This window comes from Mesorhizobium sp. M0598 (assembly GCF_040320865.1).
GTDB lineage: Bacteria > Pseudomonadota > Alphaproteobacteria > Rhizobiales > Rhizobiaceae > Mesorhizobium.
The window spans coordinates 64964-80242 of record NZ_JAMYQL010000031.1; the positions used below are offsets into that span (position 1 = coordinate 64964).

Consider the following 15279-nt stretch of genomic DNA (forward strand, 5'->3'; position numbering starts at 1 on the left):
GCCAGACGCCCGACGGGAGGCAGAGGGGGGAGGGGAGGTTTCCTGACGGGCTTGGAGGTTCGGGGAGAGGCCCCGGACCGTCCGTCATGGAGAACCTGACCATGGCAAAGAACGCCATTCAGAAGATCGCGATGAACGCCGCGGAGAATATTCCCTATGACAAGCTAATGCTGTCGCAGAAAAATGTTCGGCGCATCAAGGACGGCGTGTCAATCGAGCAGCTGGCCGAAGACATCGGACGGCGAAAGCTGATCCAGAGCCTGAACGTCCGGCCCATGCTCGACGGCGAGGGCGAGGAGACCGGCACGTTCGAGGTGCCCGCCGGCGGGCGGCGTTATCTGGCGCTCGGCATCCTCATCAAGCAAAAGCGCCTGGCCAAGAACGAGCCAATCCCCTGCATCGTCAACCGCAGGCAGGAGACCTCGGCCGAAGAGGACTCGCTTGCCGAAAACCTGCGGCGCGCCGACCTGCACCCACTCGACCAGTTCCGGGCCTTCAAGACGCTCCGCGATCAGGGCCTCGATCCGGAGGAGATCGGCGCCCGCTTTTTCGTATCGCCGGCGACGGTGAGGCAGCGCCTGCGGCTGGCATCGGTGTCACTGAGGCTGCTCGATCTTTACGAGAAGGACGAAATCCGGCTCGAACAGATCATGGCGTTTTCGATCTCGGACGATCACGCGCGCCAGGAGCAGGTCTGGGAACGGATATCCGGCTCGCACACGCAGGAGCCCTACTACATCAGGCGCCTGCTGACGGAGACGACGGTCCGGGCCGACGATCGCCGTGCCGTCTATGTCGGCACCGGGGCCTATGAGGCGGCTGGCGGTGTCATCCTGCGCGACCTGTTCGAACAGGACTCCGGCGGCTGGTACCAGGATGCGGCGCTCCTCGAGCAGCTCGTTTTCGACAGGCTGAAGATGGATGCCGAGGCGATCCGCGCCGAAGGCTGGAAATGGGTCGAGGCGGCGATCAGCTTTCCCTACGGCCATACCTCCGGTATGCGGCGCATCTATGCCGAGCCGCAGGAGCTCAGCGCCGAGGAGATCGAACGCTATGACGCGCTGAAGGCCGAATACGACAAGCTGGATGCGGACTATGCCCGGGCCGAGGATGCCGACGAAGCAATCGAGGCGAAGCTCGACCAGTTGGGTGCCGAGCTCGATGCGATCGATGATCGTCCTCAAAGCTACGATCCCGCCCAGAAGGCCATTGCCGGTGTTTTCGTGACGCTTGCCGCGGACGGCAAGCTCCAGGTCGACGCCGGTTTCGTGCGGTCCGAGGACGAGCCGCGGACCGAAACCGGCGAGGTCGATGAGGGCGAGGAAAGGGGCGCCGTCGGCGGAACCCGATCCAATGGCAACGACGATGGCGATGGTGTTGTCGTCAACGGCAAGTCGGTGAACGATAGCGCTAGTGACGACGGCGACGACGACGGCATCAAGCCGCTGCCCGATCGGCTCCTCTTCGACCTGACCGCGCAGCGGACCCTGGCGCTGCGCAATGCGCTCGCCGGCGACGTCGACATCGCCTTCGCCGCCGCACTCCATGCCTGCGTCCTGCAGGTCTTCTATCGCTTCGCGCCGGACACGTGCCTGGAGATCAGTCTGAAGAGCGGCAGCTTCAGCCAGGTCGACGGACTTGCCGAAACGCCGTGGGCCAAGGAGATCGCCGAGCGCCACGAAGCGTGGGATCGCGATCTGCCCGATGAGGCGGATGGCCTGTGGGACTTCCTTCTCGGCCTCGACGAAGCAAGCCGCAAGGCGCTGTTCGCGCACTGCGTCTCGCTGACCCTCAATGCGGTGGTCGAACCCTGGAACAGGCGACCGAAGGCGCTCGAGCATGCAGACGTGCTTGGCCGCTCGCTCCAGTTCGACATGGTCGACGCCGGGTGGACGCCTACGGTCGAGTTCCTCGGGCGGCTCACCAAGGCGCGGATTCTACAGGCTGTCCGTGAAGCCCGTGGCGCAGACTCCGCGCAGCTGATCGACCACATGAAGAAGGACATCATGGCCCGTGAAGCCGCCCGTCTTCTCGAAGGATCGAACTGGCTGCCCGAGCCGCTGCGCCTTGAGGTCGATGAAGCGGCTACCGATGCTGGCGACGCGGTCGCCGGCGACATGTCGCACGAGGCGGCTCTCGACGGCAATGCCGCCGAGCTGCCGGCCTTCCTCGCCGACGACGCGGATCCGTCCTCCGATGAGCCGGTGACCATCGACGGCGACGAGGCGGACCACCTCCAGGCCGCCGAATAATCGGCCTCACGCTCGCACCGGGCCGGCACTCCCGCCGGGCCCTTTTCGTTTTCCGACATGGAGAAACCCGCATGTCCGCACATATCGTGTACGAATCCGCTCCTCTGGGGAGCGTTATCCGGTACCGCTCCGGCACCGCGAAACCGCCGGCTCGCTTCACCAAAAAGCTCGCCGCTTGGGAGAGCCGCAACGGCGTCGGCCGTTTGGTCAGGAAGGAACCGCCGCGCGAGCGCGCGACCTATAGCTCGCCGGCTTACTTCACCCTGCATGAGGGCGATTTCTGGCAGGGCGGCATCATCATCGTCTCGGTAAGGCGCACCTGGTCCGTCGAGACCGACCTGCGATTCGAGGTCGTCGAGCGTCCCATGATCGGCATGGTCCGCGTCCTGCAGGAACTCGGGGACAGCCCGGAACTGCTCTATCTCGCCAAGGATCGCGAGGCTGCCGAACGCTGGCTCGCTAACAACCAGTATCGTCGGGCCTATCTCGAGGAAGTCTCGGCCGATGAGGTCGGCGCCGACATCATCGAGGGCCGCACGGCCGCCTGATCACTTCACCGCATAGAACCACCCTGACGAACGGGCCCGGGATCGCGCGAGCGATCGCGGGCCTGTTCCATTTCATGGAGATCGACATGTTCGACTGGAACAGAAGCTGCTCCTATGACGAGCAGCACAAGAGACGCTTCCACACGATAGCCCATTCACGGCTGAAGAAACTCGCCGCCGAACTAAACCTGCCCTCGGGCTGCTTTGACCTGCGCTCCAACAAGGCGGGCATAGCGGTTTCCGGTGAGATTACCCTGCACCATCACCGTACCTACATTCAGGTCGGCCAGTTCGGGCTGTCATCGGCTCACGGCATCCTGATCCGCACCTGCAAGGGCCGCAAGGACTATACCGGCGGCGCCAACCACTTCGTCGCGCTCGGCATGCTCGACGACATCCCGGCGCTCGCCGCCGCCGTGCGTGCCATCACTGGGGTTGGTCGAGACGTTTCGCGTTCCTCCGAGCGACGCGCCGCCTGAACCCTGCATACCCATCATCGCCGGTGCACACGCTGGCCGCAGGCTCGGCCAGTCGATAGCCACAACATCACCAAGCACTTGCGACGACGCGGTTCATGCCGCGCGTGGCCGAGCTGCGTTCAGGAGAACCCCATGACCGCACATCCACCATTCAGGAAGGTGCTCGACGGCGTCGCCACCCGCGAGCAGATGATCCAACTGTTCAGCCGACACAAAGACACTCCCGGCATCGATCCGCTTTCCGGCACTCCCTATTCAGGCGAGTGGTTCGAGATCGCCGCGTCAGAATATCACTTCATGCTCGATTTGCTGCCGCCGCTCTTCATGCGCACCGGCATGTTCGGAATGTCGGAGTATAAGACCGGCAATGTGACCAGCGTATTCTTCGCGATCCGCATCCGCGGACGCGAGCGCTGGTTTCATGGCTTTTGCGACCTCACGGATCGGCAATCCCCGGACAAGATGCGCGCCGCAATCATCGCCCACGAGACCGGCGCGAGCGACAGCATGACCCGCGCGGAAAAGCTCGAGGCGATCTGGAACGCGACGCATCCCGACTTCAGGGGGATCGCCGGCGAGATCAATCCCCACACCTGGCCCGCGGACCACCGTGGCAAACGCGTCGTTCTCGTCAACAACGGTGGCCACGAACGATCCTGAAACTGCTCGAAGACCTGTCGGACGACGAGATCGACAGCCGCTTGCCGGCAACTCGCGCACGAGGCGCCAGGAGGGGAGGAGACAACGATGCGGACCCCCGTAAACACCCGCCAGGGGCCGGCAAGGACACCTATGGCGTACTCGACCTACACCGCAAGCCTCGGTGCCCCAGATCGCCGCCAATACCGGGCGCACGCCCCCAGGAGCGCTAACGGTCGCCGATCTCGTACGTCCCGGCGACACGGTCGCCACCTACTACAGCACCGGCGGGGTCGTCATCGAGGTGGAAGAGCACTTCTATGCGGCGCCGACGGGCGAGACGCTGTCACACTTCACGATTGTCTATGTGCCGCCCGATCGAACTACAAGGTACCGCGATTCCGATCGTCGCTGGATCAACGAATGTGTCGCCATGGCGACCGCATCCTGATGCTGTTCGAGGCCAACACGGACGAGGTCTTCGTCCTCAGCCGTGCCCGACCGTCCCAACCTCCGCGACCCAGAACCATCCCAGCCGATGGGCCTTTCCAAAGTAGAGTTCGAGCGCTGGCTGCCGAAGGCGATCGCGGCAGTCGAGAAGGCCAGGGCGATTATCGAAGAACGCCGCGACCCGCCGGCTGACTCGCCATAACAGCTAACATCCGACTTGATCTTCGTCAGCTTCCGCGCCGTTTCCGCGTCGATCGCAGCGAGATCGAGATTTCCCCAGATCGAACGCTGCCGCGCGGATTCGCAACGCTTCTTCTTCACCTCGACGATGAAGGGTCGGCTCTGCCGCTTCATTTATTGCACCACCTTCGGATGGGAATCGGTCCGTAGCGGGACCGGGTCACATCTACGCTGGCCAAGGCCTATCGTCCACCCAACGCAACCATCGACCGCGGTGCCGCCCTGGACGGACGCCGATGCGAAAGCCAACTCTCCAGCGTCTCGCTCGCCGATGCAACGCGGGGTTCGGACACAGCTCGAATGGCATGCCGAGTTCAACGCTGACAACGATCAGGCGCCCACTGTGCTTACGCGCGGATCTTCGCAAACCCACAGCATGGTCACCGAAAAAGACGATCGCTGGTCACCCCTCATCATACCGTCATGGTCCAAGACAACGGGGATCCTTGTCCAACGCATTGTCTGAATCGATGGCCGCCAATCGATTCACGGCATTGATGGAAATCTGAGATGTCGTTCCCAGCCTATGGAAGGGCCGGCATCTCCCCGTCACCGACCCGCCAGGTCCACGCACCCATCTCCGGCCGGTTCGCGACCATATCCTGCAACGAAGCCTCGAATGTTTCGTCCGCACCGGCGGGGACGACAAAGAGCGCGATCGGCTGCTGCCTGTTCTGGAGCAAAGCGTTGGCGATCGGCTGGTCGGTTTGCAGGTCGTAGCGCAATCCCTTCACACTCTTCTCGTGAAGGCGGGCGAGCGCGTCGACGAGCCGCTTCTCCGGAACCGTCTCGTAAGGAATCCAGTTCTCGGATACCACCATCAACGCGACCTCCTCGACAATGGCGAGGCCGGCCGGGTTCAATCCGAAGGTCGCGATCACTATCAGATGTGAGCTGGAATCCGCTTCCCACAGCGACAATTCTTTCTCGAAGCGCCCCTGCAAGCGGCGGTGCAATGCATCGTCGATCATGAAGGGAAAACCGGGCAAATGTCTGATGACGAGTTTCTGACCCGATCTGGCGGGCGTGATTTCCTTCACCTCGCCGACCAGAACCAGTAGCTTTCGTGGGCCGGATTTCGGCGGTAGCGCCATGCCGAGAACCGCGTTGCGACGATGTTCGATCGCTTGCCTGTTCTCGGCGCGAAACGGCTCGGGCACAAACAGGATATCCGCGAGCGGCCCGCCCCTCACCGTCATTTGCCCGGCAGCCTCGAGCAGATGCCAGCGGACATTCCACCAATGTCGCTTGCCGGCCCATCGGGATGTCCAGACCGTCAATTCGGCCTCGTGCCAGAGATAGTGAAGGAGGCCACGCAGCGACATCTTCCTGGGATCGGCGGTTACGCTGGCGGAACTTTGCCCCGCAGGCACGGATGCTGCGCGGCTCCCTGTCTTCGACAGGTTGAAGTCCAATTTGAGGGCCGCCATGCCGCTTTGCGGATCGAGCTGTATCGCGCTGCCCATCAAGGCGCCCAGGCCGGATAGTTCGTAAGGCGATTCATACGAATCGCAGGATGGATCATGCCCGCCGCCACTCAGCGGCATGCGCTTGATCAGATGAAGGTCGCCGATGCGCGCAATGTACATCGGGCAGCCCGGCTCGCGGCACAGGCATAGCGGACGCTCGGTGCGGGCATAGGCGTTCGCCAGCGCCGCCTGCAGGTCAGGCGCTCCCTCCTCGTAGACCGCACTGCCAATTCTGAACCGTCGCATCACCTCCGCAGCTCCAGGTCGCCGCCGCATCCCTGTCCGGACATTCAAGTCATGGCTTTGTGCAGAGCGCAACCCCTTTGGTGCGTCGGCGCCAGAGGCAGAGGGGAGCCGGGAGGAGTGCGGCCCGGCTGGCGCGGAGAGAGTGCCGGCGCGGGTGCCACTCCCCCCTCTCGCGAAGGACATCTCCATGAACATTGTTTCGACCACCTCAACCGTCGCCCGGACGGCCGCTCGCCTCGCGGTGCCGGCACATGACGCCATCAACACCGCCCAGGCGATCCATGAGGCGTCAATGCTGCTTTTGCCTTTCCTCGGGCAGGGCAAGCCTGTCACCACCGCCGCCCTGCGCACCGCCATGACGACAAGTTTTGGCGGCAGCGATGCGCAAGGGTTCTGGGTCTGGAAGGACGCCTATGAAGCGCTCGAAGTCGCCCAGGTGCTGTTTCTGCGCCGGTTCGGCCCTGCGATCCTGTCCCGGTCCACCACGCCGCAGGCAACGCTGGCGATGATGAAGCGCATCGCCGAACTTCTTCCCACTCATACGCGACGGTCCGACGAGGGCCAGGCCATGCAGCAGCTCTCGACGCCCTTGCCGCTGGCCTTGGTCACAGCGCACGCCGCGGCGATCGCATCTCGCGACCTCGTTCTCGAACCCTCGGCCGGCACCGGTCTGCTCGCCGTCCATGCCGAGATGGCGCGCGCCTCGATCGCCCTGAACGAGCTTGCCGCGACGCGGGCCGATCTCCTCGGCCTGCTGTTTCCCCGGTTCCCCGTCTCCCGGCACGACGCTGCCCATATCGACGATCATCTCGATCCTGCGATCAAGCCGTCCGTCGTCTTGATGAATCCGCCCTTCACCGTCGGCGGCTATGTCGACGGCCATGTCGCCGATGCGGCATGGCGGCACCTCTCCTCCGCATTCGCACGCCTGCGTCCGGGCGGGCGCCTGGTAGCCATCACCGGCACCGGCCTATCTTCCGAAAACCCCAAATGGCGGCCCGCCTTCGAACGCCTGCAGCAGCAGGGCACCATTGTCTTCACCGCGGCGATCGACGGCCGTGTCTACGCCCGCCATGGCACCACCACTGAGACCCGCCTGACGGTAATCGACAAGGTACCGGCCACCGACCCGACCGGCTGCGTCCGGTCGCCCGGCAAGGCCAAGGATGTCGAAAGCCTGCTCTCCTGGATCTCCGATCTGCCGCCCCGGACTTTGGGTGGATTCCCGGATTCGATCGGTGCATTGTCGCACGGGATCCTGAGGAAGGCAGCAGCGCACATGGCCGCCCGATGCGCGGCGAGAGCGGCACCCGTTGCTGGGTCAAAGGCTGCTCCAAAGGCAATTCAATCGGTCCGTCCGATTGCGCCGGCGAAGCCCGCTGGCCAGGTCATGGCAAATAGTATGCCTGCCGTTCCCCTTGCTTATGAGCTGCGCGACTGGATGCCAGAGGAGGGCGGCCGACTCACCGACACGATCTACGAGCCCTATGCGCTCCAGTCGATCCACGTCCCCCGCGCCAAACCGCATCCGACGCCGCTCGTGCAATCGGCCGCAATGGCCGCCGTCGCGCCGCCGAAGCCTTCCTATCGACCGCTTCTTCCTGATGCGATCATCGACGAGGGCCTGCTGTCGGACGCCCAGCTCGAAAGCGTCATCTATGCCGGCGAAGCCCATTGCGGCCATCTCACCGGCGCCTGGACGGTTGACGAGACCTGCGATGTCGTCTCGGCCGCGCCAGAAGGTGCTGCGAACGCTGTCCGCTTCCGCCGTGGATGGTTTTGGGGTGACGGGACCGGCTGCGGCAAGGGACGGCAGGTCGCCGGCATAATCCTCGACAACTGGCTGCAGGGCCGCCGCCGTGCGATCTGGATCTCCAAGTCGGACAAATTGCTTGAAGACGCCCAGCGCGATTGGGCAGCACTTGGCCAGGAAAAACTTCTCGTCCAGCCGCTCTCACGTTATCGGCAGGGCACACCGATCCGCCTTGCCGAGGGCATCCTGTTCACGACCTACGCAACCCTGCGCTCGCAGGAACGGGAGGGCAAGAAATCCCGGATCGCCCAGATCCTCGACTGGGTCGGACAAGAGGCGGGGAGGGCCGAAGGCCCGACAGGGACTGGAGAGAAGCCGGCGAGGAGGGACGAAGGCCCGACGGGGAACAGAGAAAACTGGGCGGGAAGGACCGAAGGCCCGACGGGGATTAAAGAAAGCCAGACAGGGCTTGGAGAAAACCAGTCGGGGGCCAAAAAATCTTTCGATGGCGTCATCGTCTTTGACGAGGCGCACGCCATGGCCAATGCCGCTGGCGGCAAAAGCGAGCGTGGCGACGTCGCGCCCTCGCAGCAGGGCAGGGCGGGACTGCGGCTGCAGCACGCGCTGCCCAATGCCCGCGTTGTCTACGTCTCCGCGACCGGTGCGACCGCCGTCGAGAACCTGGCGTATGCGCAGCGTCTCGGCATCTGGGGCAGCGAGGATTTTCCATTCGCCAACCGAGCCGAATTCGTCGCCGCGATCGAGAATGGCGGTGTCGCGGCGATGGAAGTGCTCGCCCGCGATCTCAAATCGCTCGGCCTCTATATGTCGCGTTCGCTCTCCTATGATGGCGTCGAATACGACTTGCTCGAGCACGCACTAACCGACGAGCAGATCCGCATCTACAACGCCTATGCGGACGCCTTCCAGGTCATCCATAACAACCTGACTGCCGCACTCGAGGCCACCAACATCACCAGCGAGGCCGGCACGCTGAACCGCAACGCAAAATCGGCGGCGCGCTCGGCCTTTGAAAGTACCAAGCAACGTTTTTTCTCGCATTTGATCACCTCGATGATGATGCCGACTCTGATCGGCGCGATTGAGCAGGATCGGCTCGAAGGTCATTCGGCAGTCGTGCAGATCGTTTCGACCGGCGAGGCGCTGATGGAACGACGCCTTGCCGAGATCCCGACCGAGGAATGGTCGGACCTGCATGTCGACGTCACGCCGCGCGAGTACGTCGGCGGGTACTTGATGCATTCCTTCCCCATCCAGCTGTTCGAGGAATATTCGGACGCGGAGGGCAATGTCTATTCGCGGCCTGTCCACGACGAAGATGGCAACCCGGTCCAGTGCCGGGAGGCCATTCGCCGGCGCGACGAGATGATCGAAAAACTTGCATCGCTGCCGCCGGTCGGCAGCGCGCTCGACCAGATCATCCATCACTTCGGCACCGCCAGGGTTGCCGAGGTGACCGGCCGCTCGCGCCGCATCGTGAAGAAGACCGGCCGCGACGGCATCGATCGGCTCGCCGTGGAAAACCGCCCTGGCTCGGCCAATCTCGCCGAGACCCAGAGCTTTATGGATGACGACAAGCGCGTGCTGATCTTTTCGGATGCCGGGGGCACCGGCCGCTCCTATCATGCCGATCTTGGGGTGAAGAACCAGAGGTTGCGCAAACACTATCTGCTGGAGGCCGGCTGGCGCGCCGACAACGCCATCCAGGGTCTCGGACGGACCCACCGAACAAATCAGAAGCAACCGCCGTTGTTCCGGCCCATGGCCGCCAACGTGAAAGCCGGCAAGCGCTTCCTGTCGACCATTGCGCGACGGCTCGACACGCTGGGCGCGATCACGCGCGGCCAGCGCCAGACCGGCGGGGCGGGACTGTTCCGGTCCGAGGACAATCTCGAAAGCCCCTATGCCCGTGCGGCCCTTCGCCAGTTCTATCTTCTGTTGCACCAGGGCAAGATCGAGGGCTGCTCGCTCACGACCTTCGAGACTGTGACCGGGCTGTCGCTGACGACTGACGAGGGCGGGCTGCGCGACGAACTGCCGCCGATCACGACCTGGCTCAATCGCCTACTAGCGTTGCGCATCGAAACCCAGAACCTGCTGTTCGAGGTGTTCGAGCAGTTGATGGCGGCGAAGGTCGAAGGCGCCATTGCCGCCGGCAATTACGACAAGGGGCTGGAGACGATCACGGCGGAGAGCATCGTCGTTACCGATCGCCGGACGGTCTACACGCATCCGGTCTCCGGCGCGCAGTCCCATGTCCTGACTGTTGCGCGCAAAGACCGCATCCGGCCACTCGGCCTGGTAGACGCTCTGGCGATCGTACGCGCCGAGCCGCAGTCAGTCCTGCTGGTCAACACGCGTTCCAATCGAGCGGCGATCCAGCTGCCGACCGCCAGTCTGATGCTCGACGACGGAACGGTCGAACATCGCGTCCGTCTGCTTCGGCCGATTGACGAGCTGCGCTTTGGTCTTGACGCCCTCGCCGAAACCCACTGGCAGCCTGCCGACCGGAAGCTGTTCTGCGAATTGTGGCAGGCAGAAGTCACCGCGGTCCCCGAGTTCACCCCGAGCACCTTCTACATCGTCGCCGGCCTGTTGCTGCCGATCTGGCGGCGGCTGCCCGATCATGATTGCCAGGTCTACCGGATCCAGACCGATGCCGGCGAACGCATCATCGGCCGTCACATCGCGCCGACGCTGGTGGCCACCATGTTACGCAATCTTGGTATCGACCATGTGCCGACGCTTGCACCGGAGGCGGCATGGACAGGCCTGATCGAAGGCAAGATCGGCTTGCAGCTTGCCGAAGGCCTGGTCCTGCGCCGCAGCCGCGTCATGAACGACTACCGCGTCGAGCTGGTCGGCTTCACCGAAGCGATGGTCCCGCGGCTGAAGGCGCTGGGTCTGATCTCCGAAATCATCTCCTGGAAGCTGAAGCTGTTCGTCCCGACAGGCGACGAAGGCTCCGCCATCCTCGCGACACTCCTCGATCGCCATACGCTGGTTGGCGTCACCGACCGCACCGCAGCGGCTTAAGGGGAGGCGATCATGACCGCCTCGGCCTCCGAGCTGGCACGCCGCCTTGGCGAACATGCCGAGGCGGTGTGCCGCGAATATCTCTCCAACGGCCATCGCTCCGGCAATCACTGGATCGTCGGTGATGTCCGCAACGCACGCGGCCGCTCCATGCATGTGCGGCTGAAAGCCAATGCCAAAGGCCCTGCCGGCAAGTGGGTCGACGAGGCGACGCCGAATATGGCGACCTGCTCGACGTCATCGAGGCGAGCTGCGGCCTGGTCGGATTCCGCGAGGTCGCCGATGAAGCGCGTCGCTTCCTCGCCATCCCACGGCCAGAACCCCAGTCCCGCTCATCCGATATCCAGCGCCAGCCTGCCGCGGCACGCGGCTCCCCTGACGCCGCCCGCCGCCTGTTCGCCATGTCGCAGCCGATCGCCGGCACGCTGGCCGAACGCTACCTCACCGGCCGCGGCATTCTGCTTGCCGCCCGCGAACGCGCCCTGCGCTTCCACCCCGGCTGCTACTATCGCGATCTCGTGACCGGCGAGACGCAGACCCTGCCCGCGCTGATCGCTGCGGTCACCGGCATCGACGGGCGCATCACCGGCCTCCAGCGCACCTGGCTCGCTCCGGACGGCAACGGCAAGGCGCAGATCGCCGATCCTCGACGCTCGCTCGGTCATCTCCTGGGAAATGGCATCTGGCTCGGCCTCGATCCCGGCACGCCCGTTCCGGTCATGGCCGCCGGCGAGGGTTTCGAGACGATGGCCTCGCTCCGCACGGTGATGCCGGCGCTGCCGGTGGCTGCGGCCACCTCGGCCAATCACCTCGCCGGCCTGATCTTGCCCCCCGGCTGCCGCCGCCTCTACATCGCGGCCGACGCTGACGCCGCCGGCCGGCACGGCATCGAACGTCTCAGCCAGCGCGCAGGCGAGTCAGGAATCCTCGCCCTGGTGTTGCGGCCGCAGCTCGGCGACTTCAACGACGATCTGCGCCATCTCGGCCCAGCTCATCTCGCCGCATGGCTCAGCGATCAGCTCGTCCCGGAGGATGCCCGTCTCTTCCTGCCGCCCGGATGAACGGGCGGGGCCGGCAGGCGGGCAGAGTCGGCGTCACCGGAAGCCTTGCAGGCATGGCGACGGTCCGCCGGAGAGGCTGTGCCCGCGGCCTGCCCGAGAGGCGACCCCTGCCACCCCCCGGTCACGGCCGCAACGGCTGCGCCGTCCTCCGCTCGCGCTCCGGCCTTCGGTGCGGCCGCGCCCGCGGCGCGGCCGGGATGCGCTGTCAGGCCGCGATAGGCGCGACCACAACCGATGGAGACACGCCATGACCTACGAGCTTCCTTTCGACGACGCCTACGAACCCTACCACGCCTCCTCGCCGACCGATCGTGTCATCCTCGAACTGCAGATGTACGGCCATCGCCCGCACCAGGACGAACCTGATCCTCGGCCGCTTCCCGACGACGAAGTGATCCGGGCTGGCCTCGGCGGCATCGTCGAGACCTTCGCCGGTATGCTTGGCGACACCAGGCTCGAACCCGATCTCGACGACCTGCTCTGGTCCTTCGCAAACGTCTTCCACCGCGCCGCCGAGCGCGTCGCCCGCAGCCTTGACCGCAACGAGGACGCGCAGCGTTCGAGCCAGAGTGAGCAGGACGGCTCCGAGGTGAAATCGGTGGAGCTGGAACGGCTCACTGCGGAAGGCATCACCTATATCGAGCGCCGCAACGTGCTCGAAATCATGCGCGATGAGGCCGCCGACCTCTACGAGGCGCAGACCGGATCGGCATGGCGGCCGCGCACCGGCTCCAAGGTCAGCCACCAGGCGATGACCGCAGCGGTGATCGACTCCAGAGACTTCCTCGCCGCCCGCCGCCATGCCGAAACCGAGGTGCTCGTTCCAGCCGGCACCAAGATCGCCTTCGCCGGCGGCCTCGACTGCAACGATCACGACCGGATCTGGGAGGCGCTCGACAAGGCCCGCGAGAAGCATCCCGACATGGTCCTGCTCCACGGCGGCAGCCCGCGCGGCGCCGAACGCATCGCCGCCTGCTGGGCCGAGAACCGCAAGGTCACCCAGATCGCCTTCAAGCCGGACTGGACCCGACACGCCAAGGCGGCTCCGTTCCGCCGCAACGACCAGCTTCTCTCCGTGGTGCCCTACGGCCTGATCGTCTTTCCCGGCTCCGGCATTACCGACAACCTTGCCGACAAGGCGCGTCGGCTCGGCATCCCCGTGTGGCGGTTCGCGGAGGGCGGCGCGTGAGCGCCGTTTTCTTGCAAATCAAGAAAATCCAGATAATATGGAGATCGATAAGGAGTCCAGCCATGCGCCAGTTCACGACGGGGGATCTCAACAAGCAGGTTGGCGACGTCACCGACGTTGCCAGCCGCGAACCCGTTATTCTTACCAAGCACCGGAAACCCCGGTTCGTGCTGATGAGTTACGAGCACTACGAACGAATGCGCATCGGCGGCGATCCCCGCCGCGCATACCGTGTCTCCGAGATGCCAGAGGAACACACGGAACTCTTCGCCGCCGAGATCGACCGACTAGCGCGCGGGGAAAGATACGATGATGAGCGGTAGATTTCTGCCTGGTCAGGTGATCTCCTACCCGTATCTTTGGGCATGGCAACACGAGCGCGGCGAAACGGAAGGCCGCAAGAGCCGGCCGACCTGCGTAGTCATCGCTGTGCGCGGCGCAAGAGATGGCCTGACCCATCTCGCGCTCCTGGCGATAACCACCCATCCACCGACCAGCGATCGGGTCGGTTTGGAAGTCTCCGCTATCGAGTGCCGCCGCGCCGGTCTGACCGATCTCAAACGCTGCTGGATTGTGGTTGACGAATACAACTACGATATTGCCGAACGCTCCTGGTACATCGAATCCGACGGTAAGCCCCTCGGTCGTTTCAGCAAGGCATTCATGATGAAGATCGCAGGCGCCTTTATCGAAGCGCGCAGCGAGGGCCGCCGCGTCAGCCGTCTGGATTGACGTTCTCTTTCGCGGCAGGGAGCATACCTCGGATCGGATCAGTCCGCCGTTTCCGCATGCCTGTACGCCGGTCGCAGGAACAGGAATGGCTTCGTCACGCAAATCCGGTGTCATGCTGCATTGCACCGACGTATGTCCATTCCAGCACAGGTACGCGCCATGGCCGCCGCCGCAAATAGGAAGATATCCGTCTCGATGCGGTTTCGCGACAATGATCTCACGATCATCGACCGCGGCGCGCAGCTGCTCGGCCTGTCGCGCACGGAGTTCATGCGGCGCGCAGCACTCCACGAGGCGCAGGCCGCCATCCTCAACGAAACCGTCATCCGCGTCTTCCCGGAAGCCTATGACGCCTTAGTGCAGGCGATCTCACCCCCCGCCGCTGCGTCCCCGCCGAAGGCGGCCGAGCGGTTGCGCCGGTCCTCGCCCTGGGACCGCTAGAGCGGCGGACTTTCATGTGAGTCCATGCCCTGCGGCTGCGAAGTAATTTCTGCATTCTGTTGGAGAGAAGAGATTGCAGATATCGCCAATGGCCTGCCACAGGGCGTCGATGGTTCTGATGGCCTTTGCGCGCAGGTGCGCCTTGAGCTTGGCGAATGCCATTTCGATGGGATTGAGATCTGGGCTGTAGGGCGGCAGGAAGAGCAGCCATGCGCCTCTGGCCCGGATCGCTGCCTCGGCGGCCGGGCTCTTGTGGGCAGCGAGATTGTCGAGGATGACGACATCGCCCTTTGCCAGCGTCGGAGCGAGCTGCGTTTCGACATAGGTTTCGAAGATGCGCCGGTTCATCGGCGTGTCGATAACAAAAGGGGCCGTGAGCCCATGACAGCGCAACCCGGCGATGAAGGTCTGCGTCTTCCAATGCCCGAACGGTGCCTTTGAGCGCAGCCGTTGGCCCTTTAGGCAGCGGCCGCGCAGAGGTGTCATCTTCGTAGTGGTTCCGGTTTCGTCGATGAACACCAGCCGATGTGGCTCAAGCCGCATCCGCGGCTGGCGCCTGGTCTGCCACTCCTGCCGCGCCTTGCTGACGTCGGGACGATCTTGCTCGCTGGCCAGCAGCGTTTTTTTGAAGCGATAGCCATTCCTGATGAGCCAGCGCGAGATCGAGGCAGGAGCGACCTGGACGTCTGTAGCAGCGGCCAGTTCGGCGGCAAGCTCCGGCAT

Annotated in this window: 12 protein-coding genes and 1 pseudogene; 11 read left to right on the plus strand and 2 right to left on the minus strand. The window is 64.4% G+C overall.

Annotation, left to right across the window (positions count from 1 at the left end; translation table 11 throughout):
• Positions 1-101 precede the first annotated feature (101 nt).
• The 5 genes from NKI59_RS27735 (at position 102) to NKI59_RS27755 (ending at position 4369) form a co-directional block, all read left to right on the plus strand.
• Positions 102-2252 carry a ParB/RepB/Spo0J family partition protein gene (locus tag NKI59_RS27735; RefSeq protein WP_352707960.1) on the plus strand — a complete coding sequence of 717 codons (2151 nt, stop codon included), beginning with the start codon at positions 102-104 and terminating at the stop codon, positions 2250-2252.
• A gap of 71 nt (positions 2253-2323) precedes the next feature.
• A complete protein-coding gene (locus NKI59_RS27740) occupies positions 2324-2800 on the plus strand; it encodes a UCP036055 family protein (protein WP_352451763.1) in 477 nt (158 codons plus the stop codon).
• A gap of 86 nt (positions 2801-2886) precedes the next feature.
• On the plus strand, positions 2887-3279 hold the full coding sequence (locus tag NKI59_RS27745; protein WP_352707961.1) for a hypothetical protein: 393 nt from the start codon (positions 2887-2889) through the stop codon (positions 3277-3279).
• Positions 3280-3438: 159 nt separating this feature from the next.
• The gene (locus NKI59_RS27750) at positions 3439-3939 is read left to right on the plus strand and encodes a DUF1419 domain-containing protein (protein ID WP_352451761.1); all 501 of its coding nucleotides are present in this window, start codon (positions 3439-3441) and stop codon (positions 3937-3939) included.
• 163 nt (positions 3940-4102) lie between these two features.
• On the plus strand, positions 4103-4369 hold the full coding sequence (locus NKI59_RS27755; protein ID WP_352707962.1) for a hypothetical protein: 267 nt from the start codon (positions 4103-4105) through the stop codon (positions 4367-4369).
• Between the two features lie 763 nt (positions 4370-5132).
• Here NKI59_RS27755 and NKI59_RS27760 read toward each other — a convergent pair.
• Positions 5133-6323, minus strand: a complete 1191-nt coding sequence (locus NKI59_RS27760) for a DUF1173 domain-containing protein (RefSeq protein ID WP_352707963.1) — start codon at positions 6321-6323, stop codon at positions 5133-5135.
• Positions 6324-6510: 187 nt separating this feature from the next.
• Here NKI59_RS27760 and NKI59_RS27765 point away from each other — a divergent pair, with 187 nt between their 5' ends.
• The 6 genes and pseudogenes from NKI59_RS27765 (at position 6511) to NKI59_RS27790 (ending at position 14556) form a co-directional block, all read left to right on the plus strand.
• Positions 6511-11133, plus strand: a complete 4623-nt coding sequence (locus NKI59_RS27765; RefSeq protein WP_352707964.1) for a strawberry notch-like NTP hydrolase domain-containing protein — start codon at positions 6511-6513, stop codon at positions 11131-11133.
• Positions 11134-11145: 12 nt separating this feature from the next.
• Positions 11146-12194: pseudogene (locus tag NKI59_RS27770) on the plus strand (DUF7146 domain-containing protein).
• A 247-nt stretch (positions 12195-12441) separates the two neighbouring features.
• Positions 12442-13383 (plus strand): DUF2493 domain-containing protein, encoded by a 942-nt coding sequence (locus tag NKI59_RS27775; protein ID WP_352483439.1) that lies wholly within the window; start codon positions 12442-12444, stop codon positions 13381-13383.
• Positions 13384-13445: 62 nt separating this feature from the next.
• On the plus strand, positions 13446-13706 hold the full coding sequence (locus NKI59_RS27780; protein WP_198030585.1) for a type II toxin-antitoxin system prevent-host-death family antitoxin: 261 nt from the start codon (positions 13446-13448) through the stop codon (positions 13704-13706).
• Positions 13696-14115, plus strand: coding sequence for a hypothetical protein (locus tag NKI59_RS27785; RefSeq protein WP_023723159.1), 420 nt, complete (start codon positions 13696-13698; stop codon positions 14113-14115). The genes NKI59_RS27780 and NKI59_RS27785 overlap by 11 nt, the downstream gene beginning before the upstream one ends.
• A 159-nt stretch (positions 14116-14274) precedes the next feature.
• Positions 14275-14556, plus strand: a complete 282-nt coding sequence (locus tag NKI59_RS27790) for a type II toxin-antitoxin system TacA family antitoxin (RefSeq protein WP_352707965.1) — start codon at positions 14275-14277, stop codon at positions 14554-14556.
• A gap of 12 nt (positions 14557-14568) precedes the next feature.
• On the opposite strand, the gene NKI59_RS27795 is transcribed toward NKI59_RS27790, so the two are convergent.
• A partial coding sequence (locus tag NKI59_RS27795; RefSeq protein ID WP_352707966.1) for an IS630 family transposase occupies positions 14569-15279 on the minus strand: 711 nt, incomplete at its 5' end.

What these genes read in the sequence shown, in the direction of transcription:
- NKI59_RS27775 (WP_352483439.1), top strand. Translation starts at nt 12,442, where the DNA reads ATGACCTACGAGCTTCCTTTCGACGACGCCTACGAACCCTACCACGCC.
- NKI59_RS27735 (WP_352707960.1), top strand. Translation starts at nt 102, where the DNA reads ATGGCAAAGAACGCCATTCAGAAGATCGCGATGAACGCCGCGGAGAAT.
- NKI59_RS27780 (WP_198030585.1), top strand. Translation starts at nt 13,446, where the DNA reads ATGCGCCAGTTCACGACGGGGGATCTCAACAAGCAGGTTGGCGACGTC.
- NKI59_RS27765 (WP_352707964.1), top strand. Translation starts at nt 6,511, where the DNA reads ATGAACATTGTTTCGACCACCTCAACCGTCGCCCGGACGGCCGCTCGC.
- NKI59_RS27790 (WP_352707965.1), top strand. Translation starts at nt 14,275, where the DNA reads ATGGCCGCCGCCGCAAATAGGAAGATATCCGTCTCGATGCGGTTTCGC.
- NKI59_RS27745 (WP_352707961.1), top strand. Translation starts at nt 2,887, where the DNA reads ATGTTCGACTGGAACAGAAGCTGCTCCTATGACGAGCAGCACAAGAGA.
- NKI59_RS27740 (WP_352451763.1), top strand. Translation starts at nt 2,324, where the DNA reads ATGTCCGCACATATCGTGTACGAATCCGCTCCTCTGGGGAGCGTTATC.
- NKI59_RS27760 (WP_352707963.1), bottom strand. Translation starts at nt 6,323, where the DNA reads ATGCGACGGTTCAGAATTGGCAGTGCGGTCTACGAGGAGGGAGCGCCT.
- NKI59_RS27785 (WP_023723159.1), top strand. Translation starts at nt 13,696, where the DNA reads ATGAGCGGTAGATTTCTGCCTGGTCAGGTGATCTCCTACCCGTATCTT.